The organism is Devosia sp., assembly GCF_028290625.1.
In the GTDB taxonomy this organism is placed as follows: Bacteria; Pseudomonadota; Alphaproteobacteria; order Rhizobiales; family Devosiaceae; genus Devosia.
Genome location: NZ_JAQGJM010000020.1, coordinates 53,088 through 72,611, shown reverse-complemented (window position 1 = coordinate 72,611; position 19,524 = coordinate 53,088). Strand labels below are relative to the sequence as shown.

Here is a 19,524-nt window from a genome sequence, read left to right as displayed (position 1 = left end):
GTCATAAAGAAATGCTCGACTGGGACAAGCTCCGGATTTTTCATACCGCCGCCGAGTCGGGTAGTTTCACGCACGCCGCCGAAAAGCTCGGCATGAGCCAGTCGGCGGTCAGCCGGCAGATCTCAGCGCTGGAAGATGATCTGGGGCTCAAGCTCTTCATCCGCCATGCCCGCGGCCTGGTGCTGACCGAGGTGGGCGAGCAATTGTTCCGCACCGCCCACCGCATGCACTGGGAGCTGCAACAGGTCGAAACCCAGATGTCCGAAAGTCAGGACGTCCCGACGGGCCCGCTGATTGTCACCACCACCGTGGGTATCGGCTCGACCTGGCTGAGTTCGCGCCTCGACGAATTCCTCAAGCTTTATCCGCTGATTCAGCTCGAAATCCGCCTCAACGACGGTGAACTCGATCTGGCGATGCGCGAGGCCGACGTGGCCATCCGCCTGCATCGCCCCAACCAGTCCGAGATGATCCAGCGCAAGCTGTTCACCGTGCACAATTATTTCTATGCCTCGCAGAACTATATCACCGAATACGGCATGCCCAAGAATGTCGAGGACCTCGACAACCACCGCATCATCAGCTTCGGCGAACCGGTGCCGTCCTACCTCGGCGATATCAACTTTCTTGAGCGGGTCGGCCGCGCCGACAACAGCCCGCGCCGTGCCGTCCTCAAGGTCAACGCCGTCTATGGCATGATGCAGGCAGCCCGTGCCGGCATTGGCATCGCCATGCTGCCCGCCTATGTGACCGAGAAAGAGGATGGCCTGGTGCAGGTGCTGGCCGAAATCAGCATCCCCGAATACGAAGCCTATTTCGTGTACCCGCCGGCCCTGAAAAACTCGAAGCGCGTCGGCGTCTTCCGCGACTTCCTCGTCGGCAAAGCCCGCGAGTGGAGCTTTTAGCATTCCGGCACGCCTCGTGGTTCGAGGGTCGCTTCGCTCCCACCTCACCATGAGGCTACTGGGGTCTCGATTTCTAAAGTAGCCCTCATGGTGAGGTGCGAGCCCTTCGCGAGCCTCGAACCACGAGGGCGTGCCACAGAGTCCACCCATGCCCATCACCACCATCGCCTTCGACGCCGACGACACGCTCTGGCAGAACGAGCAATTCTTCCGCCTGACCGAGCAGCGCTTCACCGCCCTGCTCAAGGATCACGCCGATGGCGAGGGCCTTGGCGAACGCCTGCTGGCCGCCGAGGTGCGGAACTTGGCCACCTACGGCTTCGGCATCAAGGGCTTCACCCTCTCGATGATCGAAACCGCCCTCGAGGTCACCGAGCATCGCGTGCCCGGCACCGTCATCGCCGAAATCCTCGCCGCCGGCCGCGAACTGCTGACCCACCCGGTCGAGACCCTGCCCTATGTCGACCAGGCGTTGGGCGAACTCCAGGACCGCTACCGGCTGATTCTCGTCACCAAGGGCGATCTGTTCGACCAGGAGCGCAAACTGGCCGCCTCCGGCCTCGCCGAATATTTTGCCGCGGTCGAGATCGTCTCCGACAAGACCGAGGCCGTCTACCGCCGCATCTTCACCCAGCACGCCGATGGCCCAGATCGCACGCTGATGGTGGGCAATTCGCTCAAATCCGATGTGCTGCCCGCCCTCGCCACCGGCGGCTTCGGCGTCTATGTGCCGCACGACCTGACCTGGTCGTTCGAGCATGCCGAGGAGCCGGCGAACAACCCCCGCTATGCCCGCATCGCCCATCTAGGCCAATTGCCAGCCGCCATCGCCGCCTTCGAGACGCTGGACTGACCGCATTCAGCGCCGGTTCACCCGCCTTGCTCCATATCCGCGATAGCACACGCATCCGGGGCCAATCATGAACCTTCCCGCCGCACTCATTCTCCTGCTTGCCACCGGCATCACCAGCGCCCAGGCGGCAACGCTGACCTTCAGCCCCGATCAGGTCGGCGACGTCTTCTGCATCGGCACCCTCGCCGATGACATGAGCCAGATCGAAGCGGGCCTGCTGACGCCGGCGCTAGTGGAAGCCATAACCATCGCCGAAACCCGCAATTCCGAATTCGAGAGCCAGCATCCCGGCGACAAGCCGCCGCTCGGCGATGGCCTGCCCTGGCGCAGCTATCCTGATTTCGCCGATAGCTGCACCGTGGGCGCCGTGACCCTCACCGACGACGCGACCGCCGCCAGCGTCGCTATCAATTACACCTTCAACGCCGATCCGTCGGCCAACTATACCGACACGTTGCAGCTCAAGCAGACCACCGGCACCGACCGCTTCTATCAGCTCGATGACATCGACCAGATCGACGGCCAGCGCTTTACCACCACCCTGGCCGCCGCTTTCTCGGACCAGGATAAATAAAGCCTTAACGAATCAATCCGCGCCGTTCGCCACCCGCACGACCTCATCGCGAGGGCGGCGGACAGGTCGTTTCAGGGCAGCTCTGCCGCCCATTGCCTCTGTCAGGGCAAATTCCGCCAGCCCCTCATCTTAGCCAATAGTCTAACCCGCCTTCGCTCGCCTGGCGGCTCTTTGATTTCAAACGACAATTCCCGCTCACCCGCGCCTCACGCATGGCTGGCATACGCCCTGCCTAATTGTGAGGCACGCTGCACAGGCCTATATCGCCGGGACACAGCGGGGCCTTCCTCCCTTGCTCCTGCTGCGGTCCCTCCTTGCGAGGCTTGCTTCGCATCGATATGGCCTCGCTCTCCCCTCGAGCGGGGCCATATTTTTTTTGCCCATACCCTGAGCAAATGCCTGCGGTGTGCGCATGGCACACATGTCAGCTTGTTAATTGTGCATTCATGTCGGAGGGCGCATATTCACATTGTCGCTGAGACGAACACCGTATCCTCCTCCCTCGGTCTTCTGTATCGCGACACCGAATTTGGATCGTATCCTCCTCCCTCGATCCAGGTTCAATGGCAGAGCGCATATCCTCCTCCCTTGCTCTCTGCCCCACTTTTGATCGGCTCAGCCGATCGTCAGGCCCCATCCTCGGATGGGGCCTTTTTTTTCGTTCTGACTTTCCTTCTTTGCAGACGCGCAATGTATGAAGGAATTCAGGTCAGGCTGAGCCGAAAGGGACGGTATTCGAGAACCAGCGCGGAGCGTACATTCAGGTACGTGAGCACCGGAAGCGCAGAATACTGTTCCTTGCAGGCCAGCCTCACCTGAATACCGAAATACATTTTGTCGCAGCTGAAAGTGCATGGCTCCTATACCAGCATCCGCATTGCTGACCATCCGGTCAAAATATATACATACACCTGTCGCTGCGAAGCCCTCCGTATCCTCCTCCCTCGGGCCGGCTTTACGCGACACCGGGTTTAAGTCGTATCCTCCTCCCTCGGCTTAGGCCCACCCGGTCCGGCGCATATCCTCCTCCCTTGCGCAGGGCCATTACTTTCGATTTGGCTTCGGCCCTATCATCAGGCTCCATCTTCGGATGGAGCCTCTTTTTTTGTCCCTATGTTTTTTGGTATCGCCAATTTTGCATGGCTGACTTGCCCATTGTGCGTTTGTGCATGAGCCCACGCGGGCAGATAGTCGCCAGAACGCGGTCTGTCGTGGTGACCGCATCTCCAAGGTCAGAGGCTTCGGCCTACGACCCCTGGCCCTGCCCATCCCCTCGGGCGGGGCCTTTTCATTTCCAGTCATTCTTGCCGCCGCTCCGGCAGTTTTTGCCGCCTAACGCGTTGCCGGTCCTTAAAAATCCTAGGGTTTCCAGGGGTTCGCGGGCGGCACGCTGCTTGCATAGGTTTGGTTAACCTTGCCAGGAGCCCCGTCATGGTCGCCCTCACCACTGCCTATTCAGCCACGGCCTATACCAATTCGACAGCGGCCGCGGCCGCCAGCAAGACCGCCAGCACCACCACTGCTGTCACGCCCGCAGCGGCGACCGCTACGGACGACACTCCCGCCGCCACGGTCGAGTTCTCCGCCGCCGCCAAGGCGGCGCTCGAGGCCAAAAACTTGGCCACGGTCCTGACCGAGGTGCGCCAAAAGATGACGGCGCTGCTGACGGACGCCAAGCGCACCACGCCGCTGCAAGGCGGCAAGTTGGCCCTCGACATGAGCAGCCTCGATGCGCGCGAGCTCTACGCCATGGCCAACAGCACCGACAAAACGGCCTTCACCGACGATGAGAAGAAGGCCGCTGGCCTTGAAATGCAGCGCCGCTTCGACGCGGCTCTGGCCGGTCCCGCCGCCATCACCAAGGTCACGGGCAATTACACCGGCCTCTACCAGGCCGCCGCCGCCTATCTCGATAGCCTTGGCCCTGAGGAGCGCGCCGATCCCAAGACCGTCGCCGCCCGCGCTGCGCTGACCGACGGCCTCAAGCAGTTGGCTACCGATCCCAAGACCCTGCCCGATGCCGGCGACGACGATCCGGTGGCGCTCTACCTGGCCCTGCAGGAAGCCGGCGAGGCCTCCGGCCCACGCGACATCAAGGACGTGGCCAGCGACGTGCGCATCGCCATCGACAAGAAATACGACGCGGCGCTGGCCAATGGCAAAGTGCCGACCTTCAACAAGAACACCAAGGTTGGGACCTTTATCGACCTGTCGAGCTTCGATTCCCGCTCGCTCTCGGCCATCGTGCTCAACCAGGACGATGAGTTTTCGGACGAAGAAGTCACCGCCGCCAATGCGATTCTGCGCAGCAAGGGCGGCGCCGCCCTGATCGCCGGTTATCAGAACGCGGCCAAAAGCAGCGACCCCACCGCCTTCAGCCAGAACGTCATCGGTATCTATTCCTCCATGAGCGCCGAAGAGCGCCAAGCCCTGGGCTGGAGCGACCAATTCTACCAGGCGGCCGTCAACAGCTTTGCCACCACCTCCAAGCTCACCGAAATGTTCGGCGACGCCTCATCGGGTAATGCGACTAATTTCACGAGCTGGTTCAGCAAGTAAGCAGCCGTCACTCTCAGCAGTCACCCCTCTCCCCTTGTGGGAGAGGGACAGATCATTCTGCGTTCAGCAGAAGGATCAGGGTGAGGGGTCCTCGAACAGCGCGTCCAACACCGCCATGAAATCGGCAAACCGCTCAGCCCCAACCGCCGCGCGATAGCGCGCCTCGATCTCCTGCTTGATCCGATTGCCGTCATCCAGCGCCTGCGCCCCCTTGGGCGTGAGCTGCACAATACGACCGCGCTTGTCCGCCGGATCGACTACGCGCAGCACAAACCCGTCCGCCTCCAGCGCATCGACGAACTGCTGCACCGCCTGCTTGGAAATCCCCAGTTGCCGGGCCAATTCCGCCTGCGGCACCCCAGCGGCGCGCAATTGCCCCACGACAGCGCCCTGCGCCTGCGTCATCCAGCCATGCCCCGCCGCGGTCATGGCGGCCTCGAATTCGTCCTTCCACTGCCGGCTGAGCCGCCACAGCCGCCAGCCGACGTGATCGATCAGGTCCGACGTCGTTTTTTCGTCAAGTTGCTTGACCAATTCACCGAGTCCATGTAGTCAAGTTACTTGACGATACCACAATGCGCGACACTTGCACAGTCACACGCGCCCACGCCACGAGGAACCCCATGCCCCTGATCACCGCCGCCACCGCCCCGCAATTCACCATCCCGGGCGTCACCTTCACCGGCCTCGCCTCTCCTACGCGCGACGCCAGCGATACCGCCGTCTGGAAAGTCTCCCTCGCACCCAGCGGTGTCGGCACCACCCACCAATTGACCCGCGAGGAAATCTTCGTCTGCCTCGCTGGCAGCGCCAGCATCCGCCTCGGCGACGAGGTACTCACCCTATCCCCCGGCGACACCTTGATCGTGCCGCCACACACCGACTTTGGTCTCGACAATCCCGGCGACATGCCCTTCGAGGCCGTTGTGGTTTTCCCCGTCGGCGGCCAGGCCATCCTGCCGGGCCAAACGCCGTTCACGCCGCCCTGGGCGGTCTAACCCCTCACCTGCCCTTCGGGCACCTTCTCAAGGGGAGAAGGGGATGACCTGAGGGATCGCAGTCGTCACCCCTCTCCCCATGCGGGAGAGGGGTGACGACTGCGACGCGTTCAGCGGTGCAAGCAGGGTGAGGGGTCCTTACGCTATCCCCGCGCAGAACCCCTGGATGCGTGCCACCGCATCTTCCAGCTTGCTATTGGCCGCCGCATAGCTCAGCCGGAAATGCCCCGGCAGACCAAACGCTGCGCCGTGCACTAGCGCCACGCCGGTTTCCTCCAGCAGCGCCAGCACGAAATCCTCGTCGGTCACCAGCTTCGTGCCCCCAGCCGAGGTCTTGCCCAAGAGCCGCTGGCACGACGGGAACACATAAAACGCCCCTTCGGGCGTCAGGCAATCGAGCCCCGTATTGGCATTGAGCCCAGCCACCACCAGGTCGCGCCGTCCCTGGAACACCTTGCGCCAATCGGCCAAGAATTCCTGCGGGCCGTTCAGCGCTTCCACCGCCGCCCACTGCGCGATCGAGGACGGATTGGTGGTCGACTGGCTCTGCAGCTTGACCATCGCGGCCAAAAGCTCGCGCGGTCCGGTGCAATAGCCAATGCGCCACCCGGTCATCGCATGCGATTTGGAGACGCCATTCATCGTCAGCGTGCGCGGCTGCAAAGCCGGCTCCACCCCAGCAATGGTAGCGAACTTGCCGCCGTCATAGACCAGCACTTCATAGATATCGTCGGTCAAAATATGCACATGCGGATGGCGCAACAGCACATCCGCCAGCCCGCGCAACTCGGCCGCCGTATAGGCCGCGCCGGTCGGGTTGGATGGCGTATTGAGGATCAGCCACTTGGTCGCTGGCGTGATCGCCGCTTCCAGCACGTCCGGCTTCAGCTTGAACCCGGTCGACGCATCGGCCACCGCGAATACCGGCTCTGCCCCGCACAGCCGCACGATTTCGGGATAACTGACCCAATAGGGCACCGGCACGATGACTTCATCGCCCGGATTGAGCGTCGCCATCAGCGCGTTGAAAATCACCTGCTTGCCGCCCGAGGCCACAAAGCAATCCGCCGCCGTCACGTTCAACCCGTTATCGCGCCGAAACTTGGCCGCCACGGCTTCCTTGAGCTCGGGAATGCCATCCACATTGGTATAGCGCGTCTTGCCTTCGTTCATCGCGCGGATAGCGGCTTCGCGCACATTGAGCGGGGTGTCGAAATCGGGCTCGCCCGCCGATAGCGCGATAATATCGCGCCCGGCCCGCGCCATGTCGCGCGCCTTCTGGCTGATCGCCACCGTCGCCGACGGCGCCACGCGTCCCAAAGCCTCGGACAAGAAACCCATGCAAAAAACCCTCCCGGAAATCGCGAGGATTGATAGAGGCTCAACGCCCGCCGGGCAAGCCTAACCCTTGGGCTTGGCCGTACTCGCCCGCACCGCCAGTGTGAGCGGAATGCTCTGCCGCTCCACCGGCACCGCGTCCTGCAAAATCGCCTGCACCGCCTGACGCGCAATTTCGGCCAGTGGCTGCACGATCGTGGTCAGCGGCGGCTCAGACAGTTCCGCTTCCTTGACGCCATCGAACCCCACGATCGACACATCCTCCGGCACCCGCAGGCCTTGCTCAGCCAGCCATTCCATCGCCACCAGCGCTACCCGATCCGACATCGCCAGGATCGCCGTGGGTGGCTCAGGCGCCGCAAAAATCGCCGCGACCGCCGCCCTTATGCTGGCCACATCCTGCGTTTCATAAACCGGCACGGATTCGGGCGCGACGCCAAATTCCGCCAACATCCGCCAATACCCAATGGCCCGATCGCGCGACGTGGAAAACGTGGCGCTGCGCACCTGCTCATCCGTTAACAGCCCCGCGCCGCCCTCGGAAAACTCTGTCCCCAGCACCGCAAAGCGCCGATGCCCCAGTTCCGCCAGATGCCGCGCCGCCATGCTGGCCCCGGCAATATTGTCGATCCCGATAGTCGGAATAGACTTGTCATCCACGCCCAGCGCCAGCGCCACGAACGGCAAATGCCGTTCCCGTGTCAGTTCCACCAGCTTCTCGCCGCCCTCGACGCAGAGCAGGATGAACCCATCCACCAGCGCGCTTTGAATATTCCACACCAGCTTCTGCTGGTTCTTGGCCGAGACCAGCGCCATGCCGGTGCCGCTGGCGTCGCACACCGCCGAAATCTCGGCCATCAGCGCTCGCGCCCACGGATCCTCGAAAAAATATGCCATTGGCTCGACGGCCGCGACCCCGATAGCATTGACCTTGCCCGCCCGCAACAACCGCCCCTGCACGCTCGGCCCGCCATAACCCATGGCCTTGGCGGTCGCCAACACATGCTCGCGCACCTCGTCGCGAACCACTTCGGGCCGGCTAAACACATTGGACGCGGTGCCCTTCGACACCCCCGCCTCCCGCGCTACGTCCGCCAGTTTCACTGTCGCCCTGCTTGCCATCAGTCCGCCTTAAGTCACTAAACCACGTTCCTAGCACAAAAATTGTACCGGTTCAAAATGTGCTTGACTCATGCTGATATGGGTGTAAATTTGAACCGATCCAAGCAAGCATGCATTCACAAATTGAACCGATCCAATTCAGGAGTTTGAAATGATGACCACCATCCCGACCACCTATTTCTCAAAGGACCTCTACACCGAAATCTGGGGCGACCCCCGCAACCAGCATGCCGTCGACGTTCCAGCAACCCCGCATGTGAACCCACGCAGCGGCGAACACGTCTTCGGCCTCGTCACCCTGGCATCCACCTTGCGCCAGCGCCTCATCCATCGCCCTGCGGCAGCAAACAATTGCGCCACGCAGTCTTGCGCATGATCAAGGAATATTCCTTCCACGGCCACTGTAGGTTCGTTGAGCTTCAGGTCAGGCCGAGTCGAGAGCGGTGGTTATCGAGAACCGGAGCGGAGCGTACTTTAGTACGTGAGCACCGGAAGCGCAGATAACCGCCGTTCGCAGACCGGCATCACCTGAAGATCAATGAACCTAGACGCCGATGCCGGCTTCCTTTTTCAGCACCACGCCCTGCACTCGCCAACCGACATCGGGCTCGTCCACCAGCTGATACAGCGCCTCATACAGCCCCTGGTCCGGCCCAACCAGTCTGACTACCTGCATCACCACCGTGTCGCTGACCTTGGTGAAATCCCCAAAACTGTGCGAGCGCGAGGCCACGATCGGCCCATAGCCAGACGCCGCAATCGCCTTGATGAACACGTTCGGATCGCTGAACTGCGCCTTGAACCCCGCCGCGGCGAAGTTTAGCGCCGCCACGCCATCGCCGGCCCGAAACGCCTCGATCTGCCCGGTCACCGTCGCCTGCCACGGTGCGTCGCTCTCTTGGGCCTCCGCCGGAAAGACCAGTGCCAGCAGCAAAGCCAATGCCATTATGATGCGCATTCCAGCCTCCAATTGCGTTGGAACGCCGCGGCGTTGACGCCCGGCGCCACAGTTCTGCCGTCAAATGGTACGCGCTTGACCCAGATCGACCCAAACTCTGCGCGCATTCGCAGCGTCTACTCGTCATCATTGCCACTCTGAGCAAAGACGACGATCCCATGCACAAATCTACGTCTTCCAAGCGGAAAAGTTTCAGGCTCTACGCGATCGTCTCCACCGCCCTCGTGGGTGTGGGCGCGGCCGCAGCGCTGGCGGCGGGCATTACCCCCGCAACCGCATCCAGCCTGGCGCAGAATGCGGACACCCAGGTTGCGGTGTTCATGATTCCGCTGACCCTGCTCGTTCTGGCATTGCTGTTCGAAGTGACGCGCACTGCGATGCGTGGCACCCTGCCGGTGGATTCCAAACCCCGCCGGCCCTCTCGCCTCAACTGGACCCCCGGTAACGGCGAGGGCTGACCTCCATAGTTCTGACTGACGTCCCCCTGGGTCGGCCTCGTGCCGGCCCTTTTTTTGCCCCGGCGCTCTCAGACCTTCTCCCTATTGCTCCGCGCCGGATCGAGGCTCACACTAGGCGAAAATCGCGCAATCGCCGCAATGAGGAGGACGTCACGATGCTTGTCGAAAATATCCTTCAAACCAAGGGCGTGCTGGTGCACACCCTGCCCGAAACCGGCACCCTGGCCGATGCCGTCGCCATGCTCAACCAGCACAATATCGGCGCCGTAGTCATCACTGCGGCCGGCGGCGCCATCATCGGCATTCTGTCCGAACGCGATATCGTACGCCGCCTCGGCACAGATCCGGCCAACACGTTGAACTTGCGCATCGCCGATTGCATGGTGCGCGGCGTCGTCACCGGCACTCTGGTGACCCCCATCGACGAAGTCATGGAGCGCATGACCAATTTCCGCATCCGCCACATGCCCATCGTCGACGGCAACACTCTGGTCGGCATCGTCTCCATCGGCGACGTGGTCAAGTTCAAGATCGAAGAAGTCGAACAGGAGGCCAACGCCCTACGGGAATACATCGCCTCCTAGACAAGCAACCCAAACAGTCGTCGCCGTGCGACTCACGCCGGAGAAGGCTCCAGACGTAAAGATTTGCTAAGGATGGTCAGCATAAGTTGACATTTTAGCGGGGCTAAAGTTTCGGTGGACAGTTTCTATAAATCCGCTATTCGTAGGGGCAGCACACGGGTTCAGGGTTCGATTTGATGACGAGCGACGAAACGGCTAATGACGCCAGCGACTTAGTAGTCTTTACTGGCGAAATCGTCAGCGCCTATGTCAGCCACAATCCGATCAGCACCCACGATCTGCCAGCGCTGATTTCGAGTGTCCACTCGGCCCTCAAGACGCTTGGCGCGGTCGCGCCCGCCGAGGCTGCGCTGGAACTCAGGCCCGCCGTCTCCATCAAGAAATCGGTGACCCCCGATTTCATCATCTGCCTGGAAGACGGCAAGAAGTTCAAATCTCTCAAGCGCCATCTGATGACGCATTTCCAGATGACACCCGATGACTACCGCGCGAAATGGGGCCTGCCGGACGATTACCCGATGGTCGCCCCCAACTATGCGGCTGTCCGCTCGACCCTGGCGAAAAGCAACGGCCTTGGCCGCAAGCCGGCAGCTGCGGCCGCACCAGCGCCAGCACGGGGCAAGAAGACACCTCCAGCCGTCTAACCCACGCGCTGCACTCAAAATTCACCGTTCCGCCAGATAGCGCCGCCCCGGCGCTATCGTTGTTCTAGCCGTTCATCAAATAGCGACGAATTCGGCTAAAAATGCGCATCCTGTCCCAGAAGGGGCATGGAGGCGAGGCCAATGGCCGTTAAAGTTCTGGTCGTCGAAGACGAAGTCCTGCTGCGCATGGACATAGTGGATGCGCTCGAGCAGCGCGGTTTCGTGGTGGTCGAAGCCGAAAACGCCACCCGCGCTATCGAAACGCTAATCCAGCATCCCGACGTGCAGGTGATGTTCACCGATATCGACATGCCCGGCGGTGTCGACGGCGTAAAACTCGCAGCCATGGTGCGCGATCGCTGGCCACCGATCAAGATCGTCTACACCTCCGGCCACCGCAAGGCCGCCGATCTCGACCTACCGCTCGAAAGCCAGTTCTTCGCCAAGCCCTACAATCCCGACCGCGTGGCCGCCACCCTGCTGGCCCTCGCCGCCCATTAGGGCTTGTGCGCGATCAGCTTCTGAAATGCGCCAAGCAGGTCGGCATCCAGCTTGCCGCCCATGTCCCACATGATCCCGAAGGCCTGTTCGGCCGGCATCGGCGATTTGTAGGCGCGCCGCTCGATCAGCGCCGCATAGATGTCGCAGATCGTGGTCAGCCGCACGAGATCGATAATCTCGTTGGCCTGCAAGCCATCGGGATAGCCCGAGCCATCCAGATATTCGTGATGGTGCCGCACCACCGATAGCAGCTCGCCGCCGAAGCCGCCCTGCTTGGCCAACAGCTCGAAACCGATCGGCGCATGCGTCCGCATGATCTCCATTTCCGCATCGGTCAACCGGCCGGGCTTGTTGAGAATCTCCAGCGGCACGCGGGCCTTACCGATATCGTGCAGCAGCGCCGCCTCGGTCAGGTGCTTGCGGTCCGCCGCGCTAAAACCCAGCTTGAGCGACAGGAACGCCGCCAGCCCCGCCACCAGCAGGCAGTGCTGATAGGTCACCTGGTCATAGGCCCAGACCACGTCGAGCCAGGCCTCGATTTCCACCCTGGCGATGGCATCGATAATGGCCGTGGACGCGATCTCCAGCGTATCGGGCGAAATCCAGGTGCCCGACTCAGCGGCCAGCATCATCTCCGCCAGGGCCGCCGCGGCCTTCTGCGCGCCCGCGCTGGCAATCCGCCGCGGCGTCGTGGCGCCCTCCCCTGCATTCCACCCGGCCCGCTGGGCGATGGTGTTGAGCAATTGCGCCCGCGGCGTATCGAGCGGCAGGATGTCGGTGGCGTCGAGCGCCTTGGCCTGGGTGACCAGATGGTGCGTCTGCTCCCGCAACAGGCAGATCAGTGGAATGCCGGGCCGGCGATGACGGTCGAGCGCCGCGCGCAACAGACCCACGGCGCTCGGCTCGTTCAGCGCAACATCGCAAACGATGACCCGCGCGGTGGCGAGCTGGGCGCCGGCCTGCTGCACCGGCACTACAGTACAGGGCAGGATCAGCGCGAGGTCGCGCGACAGTCTTTGGCCATGGACCTCGCGGTCAGTCAGCAGCAGCATGTCAATTTTCGGCTTTCCCGTCGGCGGGCCACCTGTTCAGTGTACCCATGCCCTCGGAGACGAGACCAACACAGTTCCGTTAAATTTCCTTGAGCGCCATCAATAGTTTCCGTTGTATCTGGCAATTTCCTACCGGAACCGGGAAGGTCGCCTCAGGCCAGCGCCATCAGCCCCGCTGCCGTCTCGCGAAACCCGCAACCGCGATAGAACGCCTCCAGATGAGGCTCGAAATCGACATGCAGCCATTGCGCCCCGCGCGCCCGCGCCGCCTCCGTCGCCGCCTGCACCAGCCGCGTCGCTATCCCCTGCCGCCGATACGCCCGATCGACGCAGGTATCGAGGATGAAGGCATGAATGCCCCCATCCCAGGCGACATTGACGAAGCCTACCAGGCGCTCGCCGTCATACGCCCCGACATGCGCTAGGCTGCGCTGCAGGATCGGTTGGAAACTGGCCGGCCCGGCATCGCCCCATGCCGCCAGCCACAGCGCCCGCATCGCCGCGTCCGCTGGAAACGGATCGTTAATAATATCGATCAAATCCAATCCTTTCCGGCTCGAACATTACCAGTCTGTCCAACTGTTCACCTGGCCGCAAGGTCGCGCACAGGTGGCGCGGTCTAGATTGTCCTCACGCCGCTCCAAACGGCTCCCATGCAAAGGACAAACCCATGAAGACGATCTCCGCGACCGCCATTGTGGCATTGATGACAGTCAGTGTCGGCCTCGCCGCCGCAGCCCCCGCTATGGCCCAGCAGGCCCAGCCACGCTTTCAGCAACACATGCAGCATCAGGGCTGGGGCGGCAATAACCAGGGCAACACCATGCGGCCGAACCGCGATGGCGCCGGTCTCGGCGGCCTGCTCGCCTTCGGTCGCGATAGCGAGCGGCTCGAAATTGCCCTGGTCCGCCTGACCCATGCCATCGATTTGACCGACGAACAGAAGACGCTGCTCGAAAGCTTCAAGACCGACGCGCTTGCCGCCCAGGCCGATTTCACCAAGGTCGTCGAGGCCAATCGCCCCGATGCGCCGGCCGCTGGCGCTCCCCGCCAACGCCCCGACATCGTCGCCCGTCTCGATCAGCGCATCGCGCTCGAACAGGCCCATGTCGCCGCCCTGACCGCCGTCCAGCCGTCGTTCCAGGCCTTCATCGCCAGCCTCACCGACGAACAGAAAGCCCAGTTGATGCCGCAGCGCGAAGAGCGCACCGGCTGGCAGGGCCAGCGTCACCAAGGCCCGATGGGCCAGCAGGGCCAAGGCCCCATGGGCCACCATGGCAAGCGCCCAATGCCCGGCCAGCTCGATGCCCCCGGCGCCCCTCCGGCTCCCGCTGAAGAGACGGCTCCGCTCAAGAGCTAACCCCACACCCAGTTCGGCCCGTGCCCGCACCCTCAGGCATCGGGCCGATATTCGGCACCAGGATTGCCCCCAAGATACCCTGGCGCCCTGCAGGCCTTGGCTCCAACGAGCCGGGGCCTGTCCCCATGTTGCACCGGCCCCCTCGATGATCTACCAATCGGCCACCCCGCTGACTGGATCACCTCATGACCGCCCTGCCCCTCGACCCGGCCCGCATTCGCGCGCATTTCCCCGCTTTTGCCGAACCGTCCCTGCAAGGCCAGGCCTTCTTCGAAAATGCCGGCGGCTCCTACATGTCGCGCCAGGTGATGGACAAGCTGGACCATTACGTTCGCGCCACCAAGGTGCAGCCCTACGGCCATTACCCCGCTTCCCAGGAAGCCGGCGCGGCGATGGACCTCAGCTTCACCCGCCTGGCGCAAGCGCTGAACGTCACCGCCGACTGGATCCATTTCGGCCCCTCCGCCTCCGCCAACACCTACATATTGGCCAACGCTTTCGGCGCCTGGCTCAACCCCGGCGACGCCATCGTCGTCACCAATCAGGATCACGAAGCCAATTCCGGAGCCTGGCGCCGCCTCGCCGCCCGCGGCATCGAAGTGCGCGAATGGCAGGTTGATCCGCAGACCGGCCGCCTCTCCCTCGCCGCGCTCGACAATCTGCTCGACGCCAAGGTCCGCCTCATCGCCGCGACCCACTGCTCCAACGTCGCCGGTGAAATCAACCCCATCGCAGAGATCGCCGCCCGCGCCAAATCCATCGGCGCCGTGACCGTGATCGACGGCGTCAGCTACGCCCCGCATGGCCTGCCCGACCTCGCCGCGCTCGGCGTCGATATCTATATTTTCTCCGCCTATAAGGTCTACGGCCCCCATCAGGGCGTCATGGCCGTGCGCCCGTCGCTGGCGATGGAACTGCCCAACCAGGGCCATTTCTTCAACGACGACAAGCCGCGCTACCGCCTGACCCCCGCCGGTCCCGACCACGCCCAGATCGCCGCCGCCTCAGGCATCGTCGATTATCTCGAAGCCGTCGCCGAAATTGCCGGTCCCACCGCGCCGGGCGAAAACGCCTTCCGCCGCGCCCATCACGCCATGCGCGCCCAGGAAATCGCCCTCGCCGCGCCCCTGCTGGATTACCTGCGCGGCAGGAACTCCGTCCGCCTCATCGGCCCCGATGATCCGGCCCTGCGCGCGCCCACCATCGCCCTTGCGCTCGACGAGCCCGGCTCTGCCGTCGCCGCACGCCTGGCCAAGCACGGCGTCATGGCCGGCGGCGGCCACTTCTACGCCTATCGCCTGCTCCAGGCCCTCGGCATCGACCCCACCCACGGCGTCCTGCGCCTCTCCTTTGTGCACTACACCACGCCCGAGGAAATTCAGCAGTTGATTGTCGCGCTGGATGCGGAACTGAAGTAGCCCCCTCATCCGGCGCTACGCGCCACCTTCTCCCACGAGGGGAGAAGGGCGACGACTGAGAACTCTCGGCTCCGTCCCTTCTCCCCTTGTGGGAGAAGGTGCCCGAAGGGCGGATGAGGGGTTCTTGCCGCAAACACCAGATCACCCCAGAAAGTCCCCATGCCCCGTCCCGCCGCCATTGCCCTGCTCCTGTTCTGCACCATGCTCTGGGGCTTCGCTTTCGTGGTGCAAAAATCGGCCATGGAATCGATGGGCCCGCTGACCTTTATCGGCCTGCGCTACCTGCTCGGCGGCTTGGTCATCCTGCCCGTCGCCCTGTTCGAGCGCCGTCGCCAGGCCGTCCACCTGACGCGCAACCACTGGCTGTTCATCGGCCTCATGTCGCTGGCCTTCTTCATCGGCTCCTGGCTACAGCAGGTGGGCTTGCTCACCACCACCGTCACCAATGGGGGCTTCCTCACCAGCCTCTACGTGCTGTTCGTGCCCGCCATCGCGCTGATTGCCTTCCGCATCTGGCCCCACCCCATCGTCTGGGTTGGCATGCCCATGGCACTCATCGGCATCTATTATCTCAATGGCGGCGGGCTCGACCGCCTCAATGGCGGCGACCTCTGGATTATCATCAGCGCCCTGTTCTGGGCCTGCCATGTGCTGATGCTCGGCCACATCGCGCGCACCACCGGCCAGCCGATCCTGATTTCCTGCATCAGCTTCCTCGCCGCCGGCTCCGTCGGCCTGGTCTTGGCCTTCATCCTCGAAACGCCCAGTTTCGATGGCGTCATGAACGGCTGGATGGAAATCGCCTATGCGGGCATTTTCTCCACCGCCATCGCCTTCACCTTCCAGGCCGTCGGCCAGCAATATGTGCCTCCCGCCAATGCCGCCATCGTGCTGTCGTCCGAAAGCCTGTTCGCAGCCCTCGGTGGCGCCATCCTGCTCGGCGAACGGCTGCCCGCCATCGGCTATGCGGGCGCGGGATTGATCCTGGTGGCGATATTTCTGGTGGAAATCGTGCCGGCGCTCAATGCGCGCCGAACACCCTCAACCGAGGCTCATTCCGCATAGCGATGCAGCCGGTACGTCTTGCAGATCACCAGCGCCACGCAGCCTTGCAGCTCAATTTCATTGTCGCCGACCTGCGTGATCGTCCCGTCCGCCGATTGCCCAAACAGGTGCAGGTCGCCCTTCCACTCGTTCGGCCCCACGGCCCGCGCATGGTCGATCAGCAGCGTATTGAGATAGGGCAGGTTCGTCGCATTGTCCGCGCCATTGCCCAGCCAGATCAGCGTGCCGCAAAGTTGCGTGCCGTCGCCGCACATCTCCACCTGATAGCGGGAGTCGCGCATCTCGATTTCCCAGGTGCCCACCGGCGAGGCCGCAAAGGCAGCGGACGTGACCGCCAAAGCGACCAGCGCGACTGCACTGCGGAGAACCCGACGGACGCTCATTGGTCGTGTCGATACATCTGGTAGGTCTTGCACACCACGAGGAGCGCGCAGCCCGAGAGCGTCATGTGATCCTCGCTCTGCTGGGTGATGCTGCCCGACATATCGTATCCCAGCAGTCGCAGCTTGCCCTTCCACTTGCCATTGCCTGCCGCAGACATGCCCGTGGTCACCGGCGTATTGAGATATTTCTTGTACTGCTCGTTGTAATCGGCATCGGACAGCCAGACCAGCGTGCCGCACAGCTTGGTGCCGTCGCCGCACAACTGTAGCGCGATGCGCGTATCGCGCGTCTCCAGTTCCCACACGCCATTGGGCGAGGCCCAAGCCGGCATCACGCTTGCCGCCGCCAGTCCCACCGCGACGATCGCCGTACCAAAACCCCGCATGGAAATCTCCTGAACGCGAACCCGAAACGGTATTCAGCCTGCAATCAGCAAGCTGAATGCGGGCTGAACAAGGCGGTTCCACGCACCTTGTCCACAGTCACACGCCCGTCATTGCCCTGTCATGGGCCCCTCATAGGGTCGCCTCGTTCCGGCCTTACCCCATTCGGCCCGAACCGCCCGGCCCCGCGTTTCCCCAACGCCGCGCCCGGCTTTTTGTATGAGCCCGGGCCGCCAGCCTGGCTCGAGCCGACCCTAATCGGCATCTGGGCCGCCTTTCGGGGCGGCCGCTTTTTATGTGGACCAATGGTGTTTGCGCTCGCGCAAAGCTTGCCGCTGCGGCACAACGAGGCGAACAAACCACGCGACTGCGCAGCCATGGCCAAGCTCTACTTTTCCTATTCGACGATGAATGCGGGCAAGTCCACGCTGCTGCTGCAGGCCGCCTATAATTATCGCGAACGCGGCATGCGCGCCCTGCTCTATACCTGCGCCGCCTATGCGGGCGGCGGGCCTGGCCTCATCCACTCGCGCCTCGATATCTCCGAAGCCGCCGAGCTTTACGCCGATGAGGATGACCTGTTTGTGTCCATCCGCGACCACGCCGAGGAATCCAAGGTCGATTGCGTCTTCGTCGACGAGGCGCAATGCCTGACCCGCGCCCATGTCTGGCAACTGGCGCGCGTCGCCGATCGGTTGGGCATTCCAGTCATGTGCTTCGGCCTGCGCACCGATTTCCAGGGCAATCTGTTCGCCGGCTCGTCCGAGTTGCTGGCCATCGCCGACTCGCTGCGCGAAGTGCGCACCATCTGTTTCTGCGGCGCCAAAGCCACTATGGTGGTGCGCCGGGATGCCAATGGCCGTGTGCTGACCGAGGGTAGCCAAGTGTCGGCCGAAAAATCGGACTATGTCTCGCTCTGTCGCAAGCATTGGGAAGAAGCCATCGGCCACTGGCCGGTGACCGGCCCCGAGCACTGATCCAACCCATAGCAAAAGGCAACCTCATGGACCGCTCGGCCACCGAACCCAAGGGCGACCTCACCATCCGCACCCTTGCCATGCCTGCCGATACCAATCCGGCCGGCGACATTTTCGGCGGCTGGGTGATGAGCCAGATGGATATTGCCGGCTCTATCGCCGCCCACGAGCGCACCAAGGGCCGCACCGTCACCGTGGCGGTCGAGGGCATGACCTTCATCTCGCCGGTGAAGGTCGGCGACGTGCTCTGCGTCTACACCACCGTTGAACGCGTCGGCACCACCTCCATCACCGTCAGCATGGAAGCCTGGGCCCGCCGCAATCGCCTCGGCGACCGCGTCAAGGTCACCGAAGCCCGCTTCGTCTACGTCGCGCTCGACGATCATGGCATGAAGCGCAAGATCGACGCCTAGGCCCTCTTCACCTCGCCCTTCGGGGTCTTCCTGTGCGCTTGACACAGAGAACCCGCATTTGCAGGCCAGCGTCGATCGATGCCTGAACGAATCCGTTCAGGCCGCGTTCAGTTTGTTCATGTTGTAAAAGCCACCATGTCGCCCCTGCGGCCAACTTCCGGGAGTCCCTCATGCCCACCTTCCGCCTCGCCATTGCCGCCTTCGCCGCCGCGATGTCCCTAGTCGCCTTGGCCACCCCAGCTTTCGCCACGCCGGGCGTCACCAGGCAAGATGCCCAGGTTCTGTCCGAGCCCAATTCCGGTGCCGCCTTGTTGGGCACGATTGGCGCTTCGCAGCAGCTCGACATCTTTGGCTGCAACGGCGTGTGGTGCAAGGTATCGGGGGGCGGTCTTACCGGCTGGATCGGCAAGGACTTCATCACCTTCAAGGGCATTATCCCGACGCCCAATATCGGCGTCGATTCCGGCAACCAGGCGCCTCAGCCTGGAAATAATGGCGGCAACAACAACAACGGTCCCAGCTTCAACTTCGATTTCGGTTTCGGCAACGACAATCCAGGCCCATTCCCGCCGCAGCAGCAGCCGCGCCCACCGCGCCCCCAGCCCTCGCAGCGCGCTCAGGCCTGCTTCTATAGCGGCACCAATTTCCGCGGCGACAGCTTCTGCGTTGATCGTGGCCAAAGCTACGCCTACCTGCCCGACGACTGGGACAATGAAATCCGCTCGGTAGAAATCTTCGGCCGTGCCCGCGTCGACCTGTGCCGCGACGAGGATCTGGAAGGGGCCTGCGCCACCCTGCGCTCCAGCCAGTCGCGTCTGCCCAACCAGATTGACCGCCGCGTCTCCTCGCTCGAGGTGTACTGAACTCGAGGCTGTCGCCGACGCGACGGCCCGACAATCAGGCCCGGCGCAGGAACCCTTTGCACCGGCGCCCCGTTGCTAGCACAACATCCGCGTCACCTGCCTGTGCCCGATTCCT

24 protein-coding genes are annotated in these 19,524 nt (G+C 63.1%); 16 read left to right on the top strand and 8 right to left on the bottom strand.

Annotated features, from left to right (window positions below):
- Positions 1–11: 11 nt before the first annotated feature.
- The 4 genes from JWR51_RS10770 (at position 12) to JWR51_RS10755 (ending at position 4,891) form a co-directional block, all read left to right on the top strand.
- Positions 12–905, top strand: coding sequence for a LysR family transcriptional regulator (locus tag JWR51_RS10770; RefSeq protein ID WP_299747232.1), 894 nt, complete (start codon positions 12–14; stop codon positions 903–905).
- 148 nt (positions 906–1,053) lie between these two features.
- Positions 1,054–1,758 carry an HAD family hydrolase gene (locus JWR51_RS10765; protein ID WP_299747230.1) on the top strand — a complete coding sequence of 235 codons (705 nt, stop codon included), beginning with the start codon at positions 1,054–1,056 and terminating at the stop codon, positions 1,756–1,758.
- Positions 1,759–1,825: 67 nt separating this feature from the next.
- The gene (locus JWR51_RS10760) at positions 1,826–2,332 is read left to right on the top strand and encodes a hypothetical protein (protein WP_299747229.1); all 507 of its coding nucleotides are present in this window, start codon (positions 1,826–1,828) and stop codon (positions 2,330–2,332) included.
- Positions 2,333–3,763: 1,431 nt separating this feature from the next.
- The gene (locus JWR51_RS10755) at positions 3,764–4,891 is read left to right on the top strand and encodes a hypothetical protein (protein ID WP_299747227.1); all 1,128 of its coding nucleotides are present in this window, start codon (positions 3,764–3,766) and stop codon (positions 4,889–4,891) included.
- 75 nt (positions 4,892–4,966) lie between these two features.
- Here the strand turns inward: JWR51_RS10755 and JWR51_RS10750 are convergent, their stop codons facing one another.
- Positions 4,967–5,425: a MarR family transcriptional regulator gene (locus tag JWR51_RS10750; protein ID WP_299747225.1), complete on the bottom strand. Its 459-nt coding sequence runs from the start codon at positions 5,423–5,425 to the stop codon at positions 4,967–4,969.
- An 89-nt stretch (positions 5,426–5,514) separates the two neighbouring features.
- On the opposite strand from JWR51_RS10750, the gene JWR51_RS10745 reads away from it, so the two are divergent.
- Positions 5,515–5,889, top strand: a complete 375-nt coding sequence (locus JWR51_RS10745; RefSeq protein WP_299747223.1) for a cupin domain-containing protein — start codon at positions 5,515–5,517, stop codon at positions 5,887–5,889.
- 138 nt (positions 5,890–6,027) lie between these two features.
- On the opposite strand, the gene JWR51_RS10740 is transcribed toward JWR51_RS10745, so the two are convergent.
- Together JWR51_RS10740 and JWR51_RS10735 are read right to left on the bottom strand one after the other, a co-directional pair.
- A complete protein-coding gene (locus tag JWR51_RS10740) occupies positions 6,028–7,230 on the bottom strand; it encodes a pyridoxal phosphate-dependent aminotransferase (RefSeq protein WP_299747222.1) in 1,203 nt (400 codons plus the stop codon).
- Between the two features lie 60 nt (positions 7,231–7,290).
- Positions 7,291–8,349 (bottom strand): LacI family DNA-binding transcriptional regulator, encoded by a 1,059-nt coding sequence (locus tag JWR51_RS10735; protein WP_299747220.1) that lies wholly within the window; start codon positions 8,347–8,349, stop codon positions 7,291–7,293.
- 151 nt (positions 8,350–8,500) lie between these two features.
- Between JWR51_RS10735 and JWR51_RS10730 the strand changes: the two genes are divergently transcribed.
- A complete protein-coding gene (locus JWR51_RS10730; RefSeq protein ID WP_299747218.1) occupies positions 8,501–8,725 on the top strand; it encodes a hypothetical protein in 225 nt (74 codons plus the stop codon).
- A 168-nt stretch (positions 8,726–8,893) separates the two neighbouring features.
- Here the strand turns inward: JWR51_RS10730 and JWR51_RS10725 are convergent, their stop codons facing one another.
- The gene (locus JWR51_RS10725; protein ID WP_299747216.1) at positions 8,894–9,307 is read right to left on the bottom strand and encodes a DUF4864 domain-containing protein; all 414 of its coding nucleotides are present in this window, start codon (positions 9,305–9,307) and stop codon (positions 8,894–8,896) included.
- 158 nt (positions 9,308–9,465) lie between these two features.
- Between JWR51_RS10725 and JWR51_RS10720 the strand changes: the two genes are divergently transcribed.
- The 4 genes from JWR51_RS10720 (at position 9,466) to JWR51_RS10705 (ending at position 11,494) form a co-directional block, all read left to right on the top strand.
- The gene (locus JWR51_RS10720; protein WP_299747214.1) at positions 9,466–9,765 is read left to right on the top strand and encodes a hypothetical protein; all 300 of its coding nucleotides are present in this window, start codon (positions 9,466–9,468) and stop codon (positions 9,763–9,765) included.
- A 155-nt stretch (positions 9,766–9,920) separates the two neighbouring features.
- Positions 9,921–10,349 (top strand): CBS domain-containing protein, encoded by a 429-nt coding sequence (locus JWR51_RS10715; RefSeq protein WP_299747213.1) that lies wholly within the window; start codon positions 9,921–9,923, stop codon positions 10,347–10,349.
- Between the two features lie 176 nt (positions 10,350–10,525).
- The gene (locus JWR51_RS10710) at positions 10,526–10,993 is read left to right on the top strand and encodes a MucR family transcriptional regulator (protein WP_299747211.1); all 468 of its coding nucleotides are present in this window, start codon (positions 10,526–10,528) and stop codon (positions 10,991–10,993) included.
- 141 nt (positions 10,994–11,134) lie between these two features.
- Positions 11,135–11,494 carry a response regulator gene (locus tag JWR51_RS10705; RefSeq protein WP_299747209.1) on the top strand — a complete coding sequence of 120 codons (360 nt, stop codon included), beginning with the start codon at positions 11,135–11,137 and terminating at the stop codon, positions 11,492–11,494.
- Here the strand turns inward: JWR51_RS10705 and JWR51_RS10700 are convergent.
- Both JWR51_RS10700 and JWR51_RS10695 read right to left on the bottom strand, forming a co-directional pair.
- Positions 11,491–12,546 (bottom strand): HD domain-containing phosphohydrolase, encoded by a 1,056-nt coding sequence (locus JWR51_RS10700; RefSeq protein WP_299747207.1) that lies wholly within the window; start codon positions 12,544–12,546, stop codon positions 11,491–11,493. The genes JWR51_RS10705 and JWR51_RS10700 overlap by 4 nt on opposite strands.
- Positions 12,547–12,698: 152 nt before the next feature.
- A complete protein-coding gene (locus JWR51_RS10695) occupies positions 12,699–13,085 on the bottom strand; it encodes a GNAT family N-acetyltransferase (RefSeq protein ID WP_299747205.1) in 387 nt (128 codons plus the stop codon).
- Between the two features lie 131 nt (positions 13,086–13,216).
- Here JWR51_RS10695 and JWR51_RS10690 point away from each other — a divergent pair, with 131 nt between their 5' ends.
- The 3 genes from JWR51_RS10690 to JWR51_RS10680 all read left to right on the top strand — a co-directional run bounded on the left by JWR51_RS10690 (position 13,217) and on the right by JWR51_RS10680 (position 16,389).
- Positions 13,217–13,906 (top strand): Spy/CpxP family protein refolding chaperone, encoded by a 690-nt coding sequence (locus tag JWR51_RS10690; RefSeq protein ID WP_299747203.1) that lies wholly within the window; start codon positions 13,217–13,219, stop codon positions 13,904–13,906.
- Between the two features lie 185 nt (positions 13,907–14,091).
- Complete coding sequence (locus tag JWR51_RS10685) at positions 14,092–15,324, top strand: aminotransferase class V-fold PLP-dependent enzyme (RefSeq protein ID WP_299747201.1); 1,233 nt, start codon at positions 14,092–14,094, stop codon at positions 15,322–15,324.
- Positions 15,325–15,483: 159 nt separating this feature from the next.
- Positions 15,484–16,389, top strand: coding sequence for a DMT family transporter (locus JWR51_RS10680; protein WP_299747199.1), 906 nt, complete (start codon positions 15,484–15,486; stop codon positions 16,387–16,389).
- Here the strand turns inward: JWR51_RS10680 and JWR51_RS10675 are convergent.
- Together JWR51_RS10675 and JWR51_RS10670 are read right to left on the bottom strand one after the other, a co-directional pair.
- On the bottom strand, positions 16,377–16,772 hold the full coding sequence (locus JWR51_RS10675) for a DUF2147 domain-containing protein (RefSeq protein WP_299747197.1): 396 nt from the start codon (positions 16,770–16,772) through the stop codon (positions 16,377–16,379). The two genes, JWR51_RS10680 and JWR51_RS10675, sit on opposite strands and share 13 nt — an antisense overlap.
- Complete coding sequence (locus JWR51_RS10670) at positions 16,769–17,158, bottom strand: DUF2147 domain-containing protein (RefSeq protein WP_299747195.1); 390 nt, start codon at positions 17,156–17,158, stop codon at positions 16,769–16,771. The genes JWR51_RS10675 and JWR51_RS10670 overlap by 4 nt, the downstream gene beginning before the upstream one ends.
- A gap of 375 nt (positions 17,159–17,533) precedes the next feature.
- On the opposite strand from JWR51_RS10670, the gene JWR51_RS10665 reads away from it, so the two are divergent.
- The 3 genes from JWR51_RS10665 (at position 17,534) to JWR51_RS10655 (ending at position 19,409) form a co-directional block, all read left to right on the top strand.
- The gene (locus tag JWR51_RS10665; RefSeq protein ID WP_299747193.1) at positions 17,534–18,133 is read left to right on the top strand and encodes a thymidine kinase; all 600 of its coding nucleotides are present in this window, start codon (positions 17,534–17,536) and stop codon (positions 18,131–18,133) included.
- 26 nt (positions 18,134–18,159) lie between these two features.
- Positions 18,160–18,546, top strand: a complete 387-nt coding sequence (locus JWR51_RS10660; RefSeq protein WP_299747191.1) for an acyl-CoA thioesterase — start codon at positions 18,160–18,162, stop codon at positions 18,544–18,546.
- A gap of 170 nt (positions 18,547–18,716) precedes the next feature.
- Positions 18,717–19,409 carry an SH3 domain-containing protein gene (locus JWR51_RS10655; protein ID WP_299747189.1) on the top strand — a complete coding sequence of 231 codons (693 nt, stop codon included), beginning with the start codon at positions 18,717–18,719 and terminating at the stop codon, positions 19,407–19,409.
- Positions 19,410–19,524 lie beyond the last annotated feature (115 nt).